Genomic DNA, 15,378 nt, shown 5'->3' on the forward strand with positions numbered 1-15,378 from the left:
ACCGGATCGCGGCGCAGCCGGTTGGCGTCGTTGCCGTCCTCGTAGCCGGCGGCGATCATCTTCATGCGAAAGCCGATCATGTCCGCCAGGCTGTGGACGACCTCGTCCGGGCAGCGCGGATCGTCGATGCAACGCGCCAGACGCTCGGCCACCCGCAACTGCTTTTCCACCTCGGCCAAGGCCAGAACGCCGCTGTTGGACGACAGCATGCCGCCGTCGAAACGGGCGACGACGGACTTGCCGCCGACTGATGACAAACCGCTCCGCGGCAGCGCAAGATCGTTCATGGTGGGTGTGGTCTCCGGGAAATGGTTCGGATCGGCTTAAGCAACCAAATCCTACGTCATTTCAACGATCAGATCCCGAGCAGCCAGCCAGTATTCGACCGTCGCTGGCGCCTCCGCCCACTGAGGCCTTGTGCTTCCTCCAGCGAGTCAAGCCGATCACCATGCGTGTCGCCAGTTCTGGTGCTCACCCACGTGCCATTTGCGATCTTGTGTCGGTGAGAGCACCGCAAGCACCTCCCCTGCTAGAGGGCAAGGCGGCTTGCGTCGCCCGTGTTGTTACTATTCTTCGCTGTGGTCGGAGTTTTTTCCTTGGCTTCGGAATCGGGACATTCGGCTTTGCAAAAAAATAGGCCATCGTGGTCGATCGTCACGCCCCCGAGTTCGGCGGCACGATGGGACGACAACGGCAGCGCAAGCTCCATTTGCGCGAGGGGCTCGTCCCTTCAAATACTTGATGCATTTGCGCTTTGCGTACCTCCGTGCATGTTGCTCGATGCGGGCGGAGACCTCTGTCTAAACGATCGCGCATCGATGCAACGCCCACGCGTAGATCGCCATCATCGCGGCGATCGCTTTGCCGCGATCGCCGCAGCCGTTTTCGAGCACGACAATCATGCCGGCGCTGTCGGCAGCGATGCGCATGCAAAAATTCACAGATGCATTCTGGCCAAATGCTAGCTGCCCAGCAAATGTCCGGCATTTCGCAAGGCCCCTAGGAAGAGACTGGCATGGCCGTTGGCATCGATCTTGGCCTGCATCGACAGGGGCATGTTGTGCCAGTTCTCCAAGGGCGCAGTGAAATGTGAGAATGTACCGTTGACGATGCAATGGTGGGTAACAAGGCCCTGTCTGTCCAACGCCAGCACGCCGATCTGGTCGCCCTGATATCGGATGGCTGCGACCCGCTGGACCTCCGCGTCACCGTCGACCCGCACGTCGAAAAGCAGGATGCCGCGGCTCCTGGTGGCTACCTCGGCGGCCTTTTCAGCGAAGCTTAAGGAGAGCGACCGGACGCTTTCGACCGCCAGCTGTAAAACCATCAAATCCAGTTCATCCACTGCCATAAGGTACCTGCGCGCAACACATGGGTGATAGCAATCGACCACACTGCTTGTTCACAGATGTCGGCTCACGACCGATCATTCAGGGTTTGCCGGTCGTCCATTGACCGAGGGCGTGCTCCGGTTCGAACCGATCCTGAAGCGGAATGCGCTGGATCTACGGAACCCGAGGAGCAGGCCAGCCAAAGTTGCCGCGACAATTGATGTCGTGATCATTCCAGGCATCTGCATCGGCGTCGCTGAACATCCCACTGGTAAGTCCGTTCTCTTGCGGCAAGCCCAACCTCGGGCCGTCTTGTACCTGAAACCCTCGCGGTGGCGTCCCTCGAAGCTCGGGACCGCCGGGCGCTTGATCGTCGAGAACTTTGTTTACGAAGGTCCGGACCTCCTGCAGAGCATATTCTGGTGCGCTCGCCTTTGAGCATTCCGCTGAAGCGTGACGTTCCGCTAGTCCGTGTTCCTTGCAGACTCACCGCGAGGGCGCCTTGCACACAGCGGCACGTCAGCGCATGAAACTCGTCCCCCGTTCACTTCACAAAATGGATTTCCTGAAGTACTGGGAGCGCAGAGAAATCTCCGGTCGCAGCCTACCCGGTTAAAACAAGGACCCAATGATGAAGACTCTCGTCGTCTGCTCCGGCGGATTGGACTCGGTTACCCTTGCTCACAAGGTGGCAGCGGAGCACGAACTCGCCGGCCTCCTATCTTTCGATTACGGCCAACGTCATAGGAAGGAATTGGGCTTCGCCGCCCTTTGCGCGGAGCGACTGAGCGTCCCGCACCGCATCATCGACATCCACGAGATCGGCGGCGGCCTTTCCGGCTCCGCGCTGACCGATAATGTGGACGTGCCCGACGGGCACTACGCCGAAGACACGATGAAGGTCACGGTGGTGCCGAACCGCAACGCCATCATGTTGGCCATTGCCTTCGGCTTCGCCGCAGCGCACGACGCTGACGCGGTGGCGACGGCCGTGCATGGTGGGGATCATTTCATTTATCCCGACTGCCGTCCGGCCTTCATCGACGCTTTCCAGATGATGCAGGACCACGCGCTCGACGGCTACGCGAAAATTCGCATTTATGCACCCTATGTGAATCTCACGAAGGCGGACATTGTTAGGAATGGAGCAGCATACGGCACGCCATTTGCGCAGACCTGGTCCTGCTACAAGGGCGCCGAGCGTCACTGCGGGAGGTGCGGGACCTGCGTCGAGCGGCGCGAGGCGTTTCATCTCTCTGGGCAGCCGGACCCCACCGACTACGAGGACTCCGACTTCTGGCTCGATGCGCTACGAAGGAGGACCGCGTAATGTTCCGCATCACCAAGGAATTCCACTTCTCAGCCTCGCATCAGCTCACCTCGTTGCCACCCGATCACCAATGCGCGCGCCTGCACGGGCATAACTACATCGTTGAAGTGGAGCTTTCAGCGAATGGACTGAACGAGAACGGCTTCGTGCGCGACTATCACGATTTGGCGCCATTCAAACGCTACATCGACGAGAGCTTCGACCACCGACATCTCAACGACGTGCTGGGACATGAGCAAGTCACGGCGGAATATCTGGCCAGACATTTTTATGAATGGTGCAAGGCACGCCTGCCCGAAACCTCGGCCGTGCGGGTGAGCGAAACGCCGAAAACCTGGGCGGAATACCGGCCATGACCGATACGCATCCCGCAATCCGCGTGAGTGAGATTTTCGGGCCGACGATCCAGGGCGAGGGCGTGCTCGTCGGTTTGCCGACGGTCTTCGTCAGAACCGGCGGGTGTGACTATCGCTGTTCCTGGTGCGACAGCCTGCATGCGGTGGACAATCAATTCCGCCATGAATGGGAGATGATGTCCATTGGCGCGGTGTGGCAAAACGTGCTTGCGCTTTCCGGTGGCCGCCCGCTGATGGTATCGCTGTCAGGCGGCAATCCGGCCATCCAGCCGCTCGGCGCGCTCATCGAGCGAGGCCATGGTGAAGGTTACCGTTTTGCGCTGGAAACCCAAGGTTCGGTGGCCAGGGACTGGTTTGCCGACCTTGACGTGCTAGTCCTCAGCCCAAAGCCGCCGTCAAGCCAAATGACGACCGATTGGGCCGCTTTCGAGGCGTGCCTCCAGGCGGCACAAGGCAGGCCGCAAGTCGTGCTCAAGCTCATTGTTTTCGACGAAAGTGACTACGCCTACGCGAAAGACGCCGCTGCGAGATTTCCGCGGCTTCCGATCTATCTGCAACCCGGCAATCACACGCCGCCACGCCCCGCAAATGAAGACGCGCCTGTCGACCTTGACGGAATATTGAAGCGCATGGAGTGGCTGGTTGATAGCGTGACCCGCGACAGGTGGTTCGAAGCCCGTGTGCTGCCGCAGCTGCACGTTATGCTCTGGGGTAACAAGAGAGCCGTCTAGCCTGGGCCCGCTTTTCACTGAAACTGCGCCGGCGGATATTCGGGTGGACGGGTTGTCCCACGCTTGACGGCGCTGCCGGGGTGCTTGCGGACTTTCTGCCACCGGCACCAAGAGCGTGGCCAGCCGCTTACGATTAGGATTGTTGCCGAGGCTCGGTTTCGACGGGCGTCGGCCTGGCGGGAACCAATCAAAGGTTAGCGCGAGCCACGGGTGGAATAGTATGGTGTTGCGATCCGGCGGCGCCTGCTGCAGCTGGCACGGTCCTTGCGGATTCTCGTTGCAAGGCCGAAGGGAGCTGTCGGCCGACAACCATGATCTGGCCAGGACGATTGTCGACTGCTTCCGATACAGAAAAGAGGCCGGACTCGACGTGGCGCTTCAGGGACTGCGAAATGGAATACGGCGCCGGAAGGCACGACCGGACGATATCGTCGCTATGCCAAGACGCGTCTGGTCCGCTCCGAATCCTGTCTTGACACGACGGTCGCCGGTCAACAGTGAAAAACGTAGCGCAATCGGTTCACGATCGACTGAGAACCATGACCGTTCCTCTGCGGTGCTCAGACTGCCGCTGAGTGCCTGGCCGTTCCAATTTCGAAATATTTGTCGAACTTTGCCGCGATGCTCCTGACAAAGGGCCGGCTTTCCGCAGGCACGACGAAGCGGTCACCATCAAGTTCAAGCAACCGCGCAGGATCTTGGAGGGCCGTGGAACTCGCCTTGAGGAGAAGTCTTTGGCCGGCTTCGCCAAAGCGCTCCACCAGCTCAATCGCCGAGAAGGCGAAGTCACACATCAATCGCTCGATGATCCAGCCGCGAGCGCGGTCGTCTTCGGAAAGCGCAATGCCGCGGACCGCAGCCAGCCCGCCGTCTTCGACCATGCGCCCATACTCGGCGGTCGAAGGCATGTTCTGTGCATAGCCCTGGCGAAACTGGCTGATGGACGATGGGCCGAGGCCGATCAAGGTCTCGTAGCGGTCCTCGGTGTAGCCTTGGAAGTTCCGGTGCAGTGTTCCGGCGCGGGCGGCAAGCGCGAGGGCATCGCCCGGCTTGGCGAAATGGTCGAGCCCGATTGCTTCGTATCCCTGGTCCATGATCGCCCGCGCCGCCAGTTGCGATTGGGCAAACCGCTCCGCCGGACCCGGCAGCCATGCCTCGTCGATCATCGTCTGATGTTTCTTGAACCACGGCACATGGGCGTAGCCAAAAAGCGCGATCCGATCCGGTTCCAGGGTCAGTGCCTGTGCAACCGTGGAGGCGACGCTCTCCCTGGTCTGATGCGGCAGGCCGTAGAGCAGATCGAGATTGACGGATTCGACGCCGCGCGAACGAACGCCATCAACAACCGTCTTGGTCTGCAGAAAGCTCTGCTCGCGGTTGATCGCTTTCTGCACCTTCGGGTCGAAATCCTGGACGCCGAGGCTCGCCCTTGTCATGCCGATTTCGGCAAGTGCATCGAGGCGGGCATCGTCCATATCGTTGGGTTCGATCTCAACGCTGATCTTTGCACCGGGGAGAAAGGTGAAGCTGTTGCGCAGGACGGTTCCCAGCGCCACCAGATCCTCCGGTTTGAGCATCGTTGGCGAACCGCCGCCGAAATGGACGGCACGCACGCGGCCCTTGCCTGCGACAAGACTGGAGACGGTTGCGATCTCGGCATGCAGTGAGCGCAGATATGTGGTCACTGGTTCGTAGTGGCGTGTCTGCTTGGTGTGGCAAGCGCAGAACCAGCAAAGCTTGTCGCAATACGGGATGTGCAGATAGAGCGAGATCTCATCGCCATCGTTGAGCGCCTGCAGCCAGCCACGACAAATTGCAGCATCAATGCCTGTATGAAAATGCGGCGCTGTCGGATAACTGGTATAGCGCGGGACGTTCTCGCCAAGTCTGGCAGCTAGCTCCAGTCGCATGTCGTGGTCCACCGTGTTTGCGTCGCCGGAACTGTGGATGCTTGGATGAGCCTAAGCCCTGATTTCGATCAACGTTCAGCACGGACAAACTGCCGCAAGGATTTTTCTACCGTCGATTGCTATCCTGCCCGCACTGGACCGGTAGAGCGATCGAATGACATTACGGCAGGACATTCACAGTTCCGGCATTCCCGTTCTTTGCCTGTCTTGCGAGGCACGGCACCGCGGTGTCTGTGGTGCGCTCGAACCAGACCATTTGGCTCAGCTCGCCAAGACGTCGTCGCGGCACAATATCGAGCCGGGGGTCGAACTGATCGGCGACGCCGAGGCGGTCGACTGTTATTCAAACGTGCTTTCAGGCGTGGTGAAGCTCACGAAGAGCCTTTCGGACGGCCGCCAGCAGATCGTCGGTCTCCAGTTCGCGCCGGATTTTCTGGGACGGCCCTTCAAGATGAAAAGCGCGATCAATGCGGAAGCGGCAACAGCTGTCTCGCTATGCTCGTTTCCGAGAGCGGCCATCGAACGGATGATGAAGGAATCACCGGAATTTGTGCATCGCCTGCTCAAGCAGGCGCTGAACGAACTCGACGAGGCACGCGAATGGATGGTGACTCTGGGGCGCAAGACCGCACCGGAGAAGGTGGCGAGCTTTCTCCTCATGATCGCCCGGAACATCGGTTCCAGTGTTGACCCGGCGGCTAGGTCGGCGTGCTTCGAGCTGCCGATGACGCGTGCCGACATCTCTGATTTCCTTGGAATTACAAACGAGACCGTGAGCCGTCAGCTGACCAGCCTGAGAATGGACGGCGTGATTCGGATCGAGAACAACCGCCGTGTCACCGTGGACAGCATGAGCCGGCTGGAACGGCGCTGCGGCGGCCGAGGCGCAACCGCCCTTTGAATGACACCGAAGCTGCATGGCCTACGTCACTTACTTCGTTCGGGGCAGGGCATGCTCGCGTTGGGCTTAGAAGAAGTCGCATAGCGATAGCCCGCTCTCCATCCGATCGGATGAGCCAGGTGCGTTTCGGCCAACTCGTCGGCGAAGCATCCATCCTCGAGGTGCTCGACGTGCAACCGGCTGTTCCAGGCAGGATCGCACTCGGCCGAAGTCAATACGCCTCATACGCAGGGGAAAATTGCCGTTCCCCCGAATCATGAATGTCACGAAGGCAGCGCAACGCTGGCGCTGGCTGTCCCAAGGCATTGAAACGATCGACGTTCGGCAAGGCATCGGCCTACTTTCCAGCGTCACAGAAGGCGCGCTTCCCACACGCCCGCGATCGCCTCCATACCCGGCCAGACCGGGGACGCCGGGCCTGTCCATAAGCGTGGCGGCCGGTGCTGCGCTTCCACATTCGATCGCCACAGTCTGATCGCACCGAACTCGATGCTGCTCGAAGCAAAATCGTGCGGCTCTGACATGGATCAGGGCGAGCAGGCCACGGCTGCGCAATAAGGCACTGCGGTTTGGCGCCCGCCGGAATCGGAAATCGGGGCTTGCGATGAAATTCGGCACAGAGATCGTCCTTCTAAGCCTGTTTGCGTTTGCGGCCCTGGTGGCTGCCGGCTTCGGCGTAGATGAACCTTTTCGGCGGCATATGTGGGTTTTGTTCTTCGCCGTGGCTGGCTTCACTGCGATTCTGTTGCGCAACACGGAGTTCAAGCCGGCAGTTCCGATCGACCCCGCCGCTTACATGGATGGGCCGATCCGCTACGGTGCCATCGCCACCGTATTCTGGGGCGTCGTCGGCATGCTGGTCGGCGTGGTCATCGCCCTGCAGCTCGCCTACCCGGATCTCAACATCCAGCCCTGGTTCAATTTCGGCCGACTGCGGCCGCTGCACACATCCGGTGTTGTGTTCGCTTTCGGCGGCAACGCGCTAATTTGCACGTCTCTCTATGTGGTGCAGCGCACGTGCCGCGCGCGTCTGTTCGGCGGCGATCTCGCCTGGTTCGTGTTCTGGGGCTATCAGCTGTTCATCGTCATGGCGGCAACCGGCTACCTGCTCGGTATCACCGAGAGCCGCGAATACGCCGAGCCCGAATGGTATGTGGACCTGTGGCTGACCATTGTATGGGTCGCCTACCTCGCCCTGTTCCTCGGCACGATCCTGAAGCGCAGGGAACCGCACATCTACGTCGCCAACTGGTTCTATCTGTCCTTCATCGTCACCATCGCGATGCTGCATGTGGTCAACAACCTGTCGATGCCCGTGTCGTTCGTGGGTTCAAAGAGCTATTCAGCGTTTTCCGGTGTCCAGGATGCCTTGACGCAGTGGTGGTACGGCCACAACGCCGTCGGCTTCTTCCTCACCGCTGGCTTCCTCGGCATGATGTATTATTTCGTGCCCAAGCAGGCCAACCGACCGGTCTATTCATACCGGCTGTCGATCGTCCACTTCTGGGCTTTGATCTTTCTCTACATCTGGGCCGGTCCGCACCACCTCCACTACACCGCCCTGCCGGACTGGGCCCAGACGCTCGGCATGGTGTTCTCGATCATGCTCTGGATGCCCTCGTGGGGCGGCATGATAAACGGCCTGATGACGCTCTCGGGCGCCTGGGACAAGCTGCGCACCGACCCGATCATCCGTATGATGGTGATGGCCATCGCCTTCTACGGAATGTCGACCTTCGAAGGCCCGATGATGTCAATCAAGGCCGTCAACTCGCTCTCGCACTACACCGACTGGACCATCGGTCACGTCCATTCGGGCGCGCTCGGATGGGTTGGCATGATCTCGTTCGGCGCGATCTATTTCATGGTCCCGAAGTTATGGAACCGCGACCGGCTTTATTCGCTGCGGCTCGTCAACTGGCACTTCTGGCTGGCGACGCTTGGGATCGTCGTTTACGCGGCGGTGATGTGGGTGTCCGGCATCATGCAGGGCCTGATGTGGCGCGAATACAACGAGCAGGGCTTCCTGGTCTACTCCTTCGCCGAAACCGTCGCCGCCATGCATCCCTACTACATCATGCGTGCCATCGGCGGCGCGATGTATCTGTCGGGCGCCCTCATCATGGCCTGGAACATCGCCATGACCATCCTCGGCTACCAGCGCGAGGAGGATCCGATGCCGCGCTCCATCCCCGCCCTCCAGCCTGTGCGATCAGGAGCCAGAAAATGGGCCTGATGGACAGACACGCGGTCATCGAGAAGAACGCCACACTTCTTCTCCTCGGGTCCCTGCTGGTCGTAACCATCGGCGGTATCGTCGAGATCGCGCCGCTCTTCTATCTCGACAACACCATCGAGAAGGTCGAAGGCATGCGGCCCTATTCGCCGCTCGAGCTCGCCGGGCGCAACATCTATGTGCGTGAGGGCTGTTACCTCTGCCACAGCCAGATGATAAGGCCGTTCCGCGACGAGGTCGAGCGCTACGGCCACTATAGCCTGGCGGCCGAGTCGATGTACGACCACCCGTTCCAGTGGGGCTCGAAGCGCACCGGGCCGGATCTCGCCCGGGTCGGCGACCGCTACTCGAACGGATGGCACGTCCAGCATCTCACCGAGCCGCGTTCGGTGGTGCCGGAATCGATCATGCCGAGCTACGCGTTCCTGAAGGACATGCCAATCGAGGTGAAGGATTTCTCGACGCATCTGATCGCCAACAGCCGTGTCGGTGTGCCCTATTCAGACGACATGATCGCTCATGCCAATGCCGATCTCATGGCGCAGGCCGATGCGAATGCCGATACATCGGGCCTGGAGAGACGCTATCCGAAGGCCAAGCTTGGGGACTTCGACGGCGATCCGCAGCAGGTCACCGAAATGGATGCGCTGGTCGCCTATCTCCAGATGCTCGGCACGCTGGTCGATTTCAGGACCTATGACGAAGCCGCCGGTTACCGCTGAGGAGAATGGCGATGACCTACAATTTCATGCGGGAGTTTGCCGACAGCTGGGGCCTGCTTGCCATGGCACTTTTCTTCCTCGGATGCGTTGCCTTTGCATTTCGTCCCGGCAGCCGCAGGCAAGCCGAGAGAGCCGCTCACATTCCTCTCAAGGACGACTGATCATGGGCAGCGAGCATATCGACGAGGTTTCGGGCATCTCGACGACCGGCCATGAGTGGGACGGCATCAAGGAACTCAACAACCCGCTTCCGCGCTGGTGGGTCATAACCTTCTACATCACCATTGCCTGGGCGATCGGCTACAGCGTCGTCTATCCGGCATGGCCGATGCTGACTTCCGCGACCAGGGGTGTGCTGGGGTATTCGAGCCGCAGAGACGTCAAGAATGAACTGGCGGCGGCCGAAGTGGCCAAGGGTAAATTTGTCGCTGCCATTCAGGCGAAGACCGTCTCCGAGATTACAGCCGACAATACGCTACGCGAATTCGCCATCGCCGCAGGTGGCGCCGCGTTCAAGGTCAATTGCGTGCAGTGCCATGGCTCGGGCGCTCAAGGGTCCAAGGGTTTTCCCAACCTAAACGACGACGATTGGCTGTGGGGTGGCAACGCCGAACAGATCCAGCAGACGATTGCGCACGGCATCCGCTTCGCATCAGACCCGGATACGCGCCTGTCGGAAATGCCTGCTTTTGGCGACATCATCACGACGGATCAGATCAAGCAGGTCGGCGCCTATGTCGCAAGCCTCTCCGATCCTGTTCAGGACACAAGCCTGATCGAACTCGGCGCCAATGTTTTCGCCGAGAATTGTGCGGCCTGTCATGGTGAGAATGCAAAGGGCAACAGGGAGCTCGGCGCACCCGACCTGACCGACGCGATCTGGCTTTACGGGTCTGGCGAAACAGCCATCGCCGCGCAGGTCCGCGCCCCGAGGCATGGCGTCATGCCGGCCTGGATCGGGCGTCTCGGCGAGATCAAGGTCAAGGAACTCGCGGTCTATGTCCATTCGCTTGGCGGCGGAGAATAGGAACGCAAGCCTATTCTCGTCCTCCCCCCAACCGCCAAGCGACGAGGCCCGGCGCGAGCCGGGCCTCGGCATCATCCAGAAACCGACGGGTCGGGCTTCCGGCGAAATCGTCGCTGGTGACTGGAGCTTCTCGTGCTCGATAACACGCAAATAGAACGGCTCGAAGCCAATGCGGTCAACTCCGCCAAGACCCGTCAGCCGCTCTATGCCGGACGCAAGAAGATCTTCCCGAACCGGGCTTCTGGCAGTTTCCGCCGCTTCAAGTGGTCGGTGATGGCAATCACGCTGGGGATCTACTACCTGACCCCCTGGCTGCGGTGGGATCGCGGGCCATTTGCCCCTGACCAGGCCGTGCTGGTCGATCTTGCCAACCGCCGCTTCTACTTCTTCTTCATCGAGATATGGCCGCAGGAATTCTACTACGTCGCCGGCCTGCTGGTCATGGCCGGTGTCGGCCTTTTCCTGATCACATCCACCGTCGGCCGGGCCTGGTGCGGCTATACGTGCCCGCAGACCGTGTGGGTCGATCTGTTTCTGGTCGTCGAGCGAGCCATCGAGGGCGACCGCAACGCGCGCATGAAGCTCGATGCCGGGCCCTGGACTGCGCGCAAACTCGTGCTGCGAACATGGAAACACGCCATCTGGCTGGTCATAGGTGCGGCGACCGGCGGCGCGTGGATCTTCTATTTCGCCGACGCGCCGACCCTGCTCGGCCAACTCTTCACGGGCACCGCAGCCGCGGTCGCCTACATCACCGTCGCCGTGCTGACGGCGACGACTTATACGTTCGGCGGGCTGATGCGCGAGCAGGTCTGCACCTACATGTGCCCATGGCCGCGCATCCAGGCGGCCATGCTCGACGAGAATTCCCTCACCGTCACCTATAATGACTGGCGCGGCGAACCGCGCTCGCGTCACGCCAAGAGGGTCCTTGCCGCCGGGCAGCCCGTCGGCGACTGCGTCGACTGCAATGCCTGTGTCGCGGTGTGCCCGATGGGGATAGACATTCGTGATGGCCAGCAGCTTGAATGCATCACCTGCGCGCTCTGCATCGATACCTGTGACGGTATCATGGACAAGCTCGGCAGGGAGCGCGGACTGATTTCCTATGCGACGCTGGCCGACTACAACGCCAATATGAGGCTGGCGACCCCGGGCGGCTCCGGTTCAGTCAACCCGCCACCGGTCAGGAGCGCTGACGGCCTGTTCTCCGACAAGGTGGCCCGTTTCCATATCCGCAAGATCTTTCGCCCGCGCACCTTCATCTACATGGGCGCCTGGTCGGCGGTCGGTCTCGCGCTGCTCTATTCGCTGCTAACCCGCGAACGGCTCGAATTGAATGTCCTGCACGATCGCAACCCGCAGTTCGTGACGCTGTCCGACGGTTCGATCCGCAACGGCTACACCGTCAAGCTGCTCAACATGATCCCCGAACCAAGAACGATCATTGTCACGATGCAGGGCCTGCATGGAGCCGAAATGAGCGTTGTCGGTATCGACCTGGCGGCGGATCGCTCCTTCGCCATCCCGGTCGAACCCGACCGGCTCAAGATGCTCAAGGTTTTCGTGCGTCAGCCGGCAGATCAGGTTCGGGGTGCAGCGCAAAGCTTCAAGTTCCGGGTCGAAAACAAGGCAACGTTCGAGTCGGACGAATACACGGCCACTTTCAACGCACCGGAGATCGCCAGATGAGCGACACCTCGCGACAATCCCGCGAATTCACCGGCAGGCATATGCTGTTCACCATCCTTGGCTTCTTCGGCGTGGTCATAGCGGTCAATCTGACGATGGCGACGCTCGCCAACACGAGCTGGACCGGCCTTGTCGTCGAAAACACCTATGTGGCGAGCCAGCAGTTCAACAAGAAGGCCGAGGAGGGGCGAGCTCAGGCAGCCCTCGGCTGGACTGGCAAACTGACCATCGCAGGCGGTGAGGTCCGCTACAGCCTCACCGATGCTGTCGGCAAGCCGGTTGCCTTGCATGGCGTCAAGGTGCTGTTTCGTCATCCCGCCTACGAGGCCGAGGACAAATCCGTCACTCTTGCCGCTGCCTCCGGTCAGATATTCGCCGCGCACCACATGCCCACGGATGGCGTCTGGATCGTCGAAATCGACGCCGATGCGAGCCTTGCGGAACCCTATCGCGACGTTCGCCGGATCATGATTTCCCACGGGGCGCTGCAATGAGCTGCTGCGCGCCAGGCGCCGAAATGGCATTGGACCTGGAAAAGGTCACACTGGTCCTGCCTTCTGGCCAGGAAATCAGACTGGCGAGCCGCTCGATTGGCGAAAATCTTCGCCAGACCGACCTTTCGGTGCCGGCTGTGCATTGTGCCGCCTGCATCCAGACGATCGAGACGGCGATCGGCAAGCTGGATCGCGTCGAAGGCGCTCGTGTCAATCTTTCAACGAAACGTGTTTCGGTCCGGTGGCGCGGCGACGAGGTTCCGCCATTCGTCGCCACACTTGGACGGCTGGGCTATGGCGCGCACCTGTTCGATCCCGAGGCTGACGGGAAGGACAGGACGCTCTCGGAACTGATCCGCGCCGTCGCGGTCGCCGGCTTTGCGGCGGGCAACATCATGCTGCTATCAGTCTCCGTCTGGTCCGGCGCGCAAGGCGCGACCCGCGACCTGTTCCATTGGGTCTCGGCCTTGATTGCCATTCCTGCGCTCGCTTTCGCCGGCGGCATCTATTTTCGCTCGGCCTGGAATGCGCTGCGCCACAGCCGCATGAACATGGACGTGCCGATCGCGGTCGGGGTATCGCTCGCTTACGCCATGAGCCTCTACGAGACGATCAACCATGGCGACCATGCTTATTTCGACGCGTCGGTGTCGCTGCTGTTCTTTCTGCTGATCGGCCGCACGCTGGATCACGTGATGCGGGAACGGGCACGGACGGCCGTGAACGGACTGGCTCGGCTGGCGGCGCGCGGCGCCATGGTGCTGCGCGAGGATGGTTCGCGCGACTACTTGCCGGTTGGCGAGATCGAACCAGGAATGGAGCTCTTGATCGCGGCCGGCGAGAGGATGCCCATCGACGGCAGGATCATTGGCGGGGCGTCGGATCTCGACTGTTCCCTGGTTTCCGGGGAAAGCACGCCCAGAACGGTGGGCCCGGGGGCGCAGGTCCAGGCCGGTACACTCAATCTCACCGGTCCGCTGACCATCGAGGCGACGGCCGCCGCGAAGGATTCCTTCCTGGCCGAAATGGTTCGGCTGATGGAAGCGGCAGAGGGCGGCCGCGCCCGCCATCGCAGGATCGCCGATCGCGTCTCCGCGCTCTACGCCCCCGTGGTCCACCTCACCGCCTTTGTGACGTTCCTCGGCTGGATGGCGGCGACCGGCGACTGGCACCGGGCAATAACAATCGCGATCGCCGTTTTGATCATTACATGCCCGTGTGCGCTCGGTCTCGCCGTGCCGATCGTGCAGGTGGTCGCTGCGCGGCGGCTGTTTGAAAGCGGCGTCATGGTCAGGGACGGCTCCGCCATGGAGCGCCTGGCCGGGATCGACACGGCATTGTTCGACAAAACCGGCACGCTTACGCTCGGACTGCCCAGGCTGATCAATGCGCCGTCCATCGATCCGACGATGCTCGCCATGGCGGCCGAGATGGCAGCGCATTCCCGCCATCCCTTTTCGAAGGCAATCGCTGGCAATGCAGCCTTTGCCGGCCAGCCGAAACTCGCGTCCGTCAGCGAGCATCCGGGCTTCGGCATCGAAGCCATCGCCGAGGGCAGTACCTGGCGGCTGGGTCGCCGCGGATGGGGTGAGTTGAAAGCCCGGACCGGCGGCGAAGGCAAACAAGGCTATGGCGGAACCGTTCTGACGAAGGACGGGGTCATTGTCGCGACTTTCGATTTCGAGGATGAGCTGCGTGCCGATGCCAAGGCGGCCATCGAGCAACTGAACGGCGCCGGCGTGTCGGTGGAGATGCTGTCGGGCGACACAGAAGCTGCCTGCGGCGAGGTGGCGGAAGCACTGGGCGTCGAGCGCTTCCTTCCCGCGTTGCTTCCCTCCGGGAAGGTCGAACAGATCGAAGCATTGACCCGAACTGGCCACAAGGTGCTGATGGTCGGAGATGGGCTCAACGACACGCCTGCATTGGGCGCCGCACACGTTTCGATCGCTCGGGCCACGGCGGCGGATATCGGGCGCAACGCCGCGGATTTCGTGTTCCTGCGTAAAAGTCTCCTGGCGGTCCCACTTGCTTTAGACATTTCGCGGAGGGCCGGACGGCTGATCCGGCAGAACATCGCCATCGCGATCGTTTACAATGGCATCGCCGTGCCGGTCGCCATTCTGGGGCACGTTACGCCACTCGTCGCGGCGGTCGCGATGTCCGCCTCCTCCCTCCTGGTCATCGGCAATGCGCTACGCCTGCAAGGTTTCGTGTCAAGTGCATCGGTGCAAGATGCCCGACATGACAGGCGCTCCGACATTGGCGCACTGGCACAATCCTCATGACGACGCTCGCCTACCTCATACCTGTGGCCCTGTTCCTCGGAGCGCTTGGGCTGGCGGGGTTCCTGTGGGCCTTGAGGAGCGGCCAATATGAAGATCTCGATGGCGCCGCCGAGCGGATCCTGATCGACCGCGACGAGCCACGCAGTTGACCCAGCCTGCCCTGCGAGGACTCGCTCGAATATTTTCCGCGGTTGCTTCGCGTCATGCCGATTTCGGCGCGCGACGGGTGCGAACGGATCAGCCAGAATACGTTGCCGAACTTTCGGCCAGGAAAGGGCCGCACCGAACGGGAAGCCGGCCATTCCATGATGACCTGACCAGACCATGGCGTGGCGATCGACCAGTCGACCGTGAACCCGCCGT

At 61.3% G+C, this 15,378-nt stretch carries 17 protein-coding genes; 12 read left to right on the forward strand and 5 right to left on the reverse strand.

What is annotated here, in order from left to right; genetic code table 11:
• The 4 genes from NKJ13_RS23315 to NKJ13_RS23330 all read right to left on the reverse strand — a co-directional run.
• On the reverse strand, positions 1–287 hold a 287-nt coding region (locus NKJ13_RS23315; RefSeq protein WP_352778477.1), incomplete at its 3' end, for a transposase.
• A gap of 242 nt (positions 288–529) precedes the next feature.
• A complete protein-coding gene (locus NKJ13_RS23320) occupies positions 530–709 on the reverse strand; it encodes a hypothetical protein (RefSeq protein ID WP_352496237.1) in 180 nt (59 codons plus the stop codon).
• A 91-nt stretch (positions 710–800) separates the two neighbouring features.
• Complete coding sequence (locus NKJ13_RS23325) at positions 801–929, reverse strand: hypothetical protein (protein ID WP_023722056.1); 129 nt, start codon at positions 927–929, stop codon at positions 801–803.
• A gap of 32 nt (positions 930–961) precedes the next feature.
• A complete protein-coding gene (locus NKJ13_RS23330; RefSeq protein WP_352618370.1) occupies positions 962–1,351 on the reverse strand; it encodes a hypothetical protein in 390 nt (129 codons plus the stop codon).
• A 611-nt stretch (positions 1,352–1,962) separates the two neighbouring features.
• Between NKJ13_RS23330 and queC the strand changes: the two genes are divergently transcribed.
• Genes queC through queE form a run of 3 tightly spaced genes read left to right on the forward strand, consistent with a single transcriptional unit; the run spans position 1,963 to position 3,748 of the window.
• The gene (gene queC / locus NKJ13_RS23335; RefSeq protein WP_023679622.1) at positions 1,963–2,661 is read left to right on the forward strand and encodes a 7-cyano-7-deazaguanine synthase QueC; all 699 of its coding nucleotides are present in this window, start codon (positions 1,963–1,965) and stop codon (positions 2,659–2,661) included.
• On the forward strand, positions 2,661–3,017 hold the full coding sequence (gene queD / locus NKJ13_RS23340; RefSeq protein WP_023679623.1) for a 6-carboxytetrahydropterin synthase QueD: 357 nt from the start codon (positions 2,661–2,663) through the stop codon (positions 3,015–3,017). Before queC ends, queD begins: the two co-directional genes overlap by 1 nt.
• Entirely contained in the window at positions 3,014–3,748 is a 735-nt protein-coding gene (gene queE, locus NKJ13_RS23345) for a 7-carboxy-7-deazaguanine synthase QueE (RefSeq protein WP_352474110.1), read from the forward strand. The genes queD and queE overlap by 4 nt, the downstream gene beginning before the upstream one ends.
• A 560-nt stretch (positions 3,749–4,308) precedes the next feature.
• Here the strand turns inward: queE and hemN are convergent.
• On the reverse strand, positions 4,309–5,658 hold the full coding sequence (gene hemN, locus NKJ13_RS23350) for an oxygen-independent coproporphyrinogen III oxidase (protein WP_352778478.1): 1,350 nt from the start codon (positions 5,656–5,658) through the stop codon (positions 4,309–4,311).
• Between the two features lie 154 nt (positions 5,659–5,812).
• Here hemN and NKJ13_RS23355 point away from each other — a divergent pair, with 154 nt between their 5' ends.
• From NKJ13_RS23355 to ccoS, 9 genes are all read left to right on the forward strand, one after another.
• Positions 5,813–6,559 (forward strand): Crp/Fnr family transcriptional regulator, encoded by a 747-nt coding sequence (locus NKJ13_RS23355; RefSeq protein ID WP_352493084.1) that lies wholly within the window; start codon positions 5,813–5,815, stop codon positions 6,557–6,559.
• A gap of 604 nt (positions 6,560–7,163) precedes the next feature.
• The gene (ccoN, locus tag NKJ13_RS23360) at positions 7,164–8,795 is read left to right on the forward strand and encodes a cytochrome-c oxidase, cbb3-type subunit I (protein ID WP_352778480.1); all 1,632 of its coding nucleotides are present in this window, start codon (positions 7,164–7,166) and stop codon (positions 8,793–8,795) included.
• Positions 8,786–9,517, forward strand: coding sequence for a cytochrome-c oxidase, cbb3-type subunit II (ccoO, locus tag NKJ13_RS23365; RefSeq protein ID WP_352474114.1), 732 nt, complete (start codon positions 8,786–8,788; stop codon positions 9,515–9,517). Before ccoN ends, ccoO begins: the two co-directional genes overlap by 10 nt.
• Positions 9,518–9,528: 11 nt before the next feature.
• A complete protein-coding gene (locus tag NKJ13_RS23370; protein WP_352457387.1) occupies positions 9,529–9,678 on the forward strand; it encodes a cbb3-type cytochrome c oxidase subunit 3 in 150 nt (49 codons plus the stop codon).
• A 2-nt stretch (positions 9,679–9,680) separates the two neighbouring features.
• Positions 9,681–10,544: a cytochrome-c oxidase, cbb3-type subunit III gene (gene ccoP, locus NKJ13_RS23375; RefSeq protein ID WP_352778482.1), complete on the forward strand. Its 864-nt coding sequence runs from the start codon at positions 9,681–9,683 to the stop codon at positions 10,542–10,544.
• Between the two features lie 132 nt (positions 10,545–10,676).
• Positions 10,677–12,236, forward strand: coding sequence for a cytochrome c oxidase accessory protein CcoG (gene ccoG / locus NKJ13_RS23380; protein ID WP_352778484.1), 1,560 nt, complete (start codon positions 10,677–10,679; stop codon positions 12,234–12,236).
• Entirely contained in the window at positions 12,233–12,730 is a 498-nt protein-coding gene (locus tag NKJ13_RS23385) for a FixH family protein (protein ID WP_352517892.1), read from the forward strand. Before ccoG ends, NKJ13_RS23385 begins: the two co-directional genes overlap by 4 nt.
• Entirely contained in the window at positions 12,727–15,015 is a 2,289-nt protein-coding gene (locus NKJ13_RS23390) for a cation-translocating P-type ATPase (protein ID WP_352778486.1), read from the forward strand. Before NKJ13_RS23385 ends, NKJ13_RS23390 begins: the two co-directional genes overlap by 4 nt.
• Positions 15,012–15,164 (forward strand): cbb3-type cytochrome oxidase assembly protein CcoS, encoded by a 153-nt coding sequence (gene ccoS / locus NKJ13_RS23395; protein WP_023679633.1) that lies wholly within the window; start codon positions 15,012–15,014, stop codon positions 15,162–15,164. The genes NKJ13_RS23390 and ccoS overlap by 4 nt, the downstream gene beginning before the upstream one ends.
• Positions 15,165–15,378: the final 214 nt, after the last annotated feature.

The organism is Mesorhizobium sp. M0174 (assembly GCF_040322275.1).
Taxonomy (GTDB): domain Bacteria; phylum Pseudomonadota; class Alphaproteobacteria; order Rhizobiales; family Rhizobiaceae; genus Mesorhizobium.

What these genes read in the sequence shown, in the direction of transcription:
- NKJ13_RS23320 (WP_352496237.1), bottom strand. Translation starts at nt 709, where the DNA reads ATGGAGCTTGCGCTGCCGTTGTCGTCCCATCGTGCCGCCGAACTCGGG.
- NKJ13_RS23325 (WP_023722056.1), bottom strand. Translation starts at nt 929, where the DNA reads ATGCGCATCGCTGCCGACAGCGCCGGCATGATTGTCGTGCTCGAAAAC.
- NKJ13_RS23330 (WP_352618370.1), bottom strand. Translation starts at nt 1,351, where the DNA reads ATGGCAGTGGATGAACTGGATTTGATGGTTTTACAGCTGGCGGTCGAA.
- queC (WP_023679622.1), top strand. Translation starts at nt 1,963, where the DNA reads ATGAAGACTCTCGTCGTCTGCTCCGGCGGATTGGACTCGGTTACCCTT.
- queD (WP_023679623.1), top strand. Translation starts at nt 2,661, where the DNA reads ATGTTCCGCATCACCAAGGAATTCCACTTCTCAGCCTCGCATCAGCTC.
- queE (WP_352474110.1), top strand. Translation starts at nt 3,014, where the DNA reads ATGACCGATACGCATCCCGCAATCCGCGTGAGTGAGATTTTCGGGCCG.
- hemN (WP_352778478.1), bottom strand. Translation starts at nt 5,658, where the DNA reads ATGCGACTGGAGCTAGCTGCCAGACTTGGCGAGAACGTCCCGCGCTAT.
- NKJ13_RS23355 (WP_352493084.1), top strand. Translation starts at nt 5,813, where the DNA reads ATGACATTACGGCAGGACATTCACAGTTCCGGCATTCCCGTTCTTTGC.
- ccoN (WP_352778480.1), top strand. Translation starts at nt 7,164, where the DNA reads ATGAAATTCGGCACAGAGATCGTCCTTCTAAGCCTGTTTGCGTTTGCG.
- ccoO (WP_352474114.1), top strand. Translation starts at nt 8,786, where the DNA reads ATGGGCCTGATGGACAGACACGCGGTCATCGAGAAGAACGCCACACTT.
- NKJ13_RS23370 (WP_352457387.1), top strand. Translation starts at nt 9,529, where the DNA reads ATGACCTACAATTTCATGCGGGAGTTTGCCGACAGCTGGGGCCTGCTT.
- ccoP (WP_352778482.1), top strand. Translation starts at nt 9,681, where the DNA reads ATGGGCAGCGAGCATATCGACGAGGTTTCGGGCATCTCGACGACCGGC.
- NKJ13_RS23385 (WP_352517892.1), top strand. Translation starts at nt 12,233, where the DNA reads ATGAGCGACACCTCGCGACAATCCCGCGAATTCACCGGCAGGCATATG.
- NKJ13_RS23390 (WP_352778486.1), top strand. Translation starts at nt 12,727, where the DNA reads ATGAGCTGCTGCGCGCCAGGCGCCGAAATGGCATTGGACCTGGAAAAG.
- ccoS (WP_023679633.1), top strand. Translation starts at nt 15,012, where the DNA reads ATGACGACGCTCGCCTACCTCATACCTGTGGCCCTGTTCCTCGGAGCG.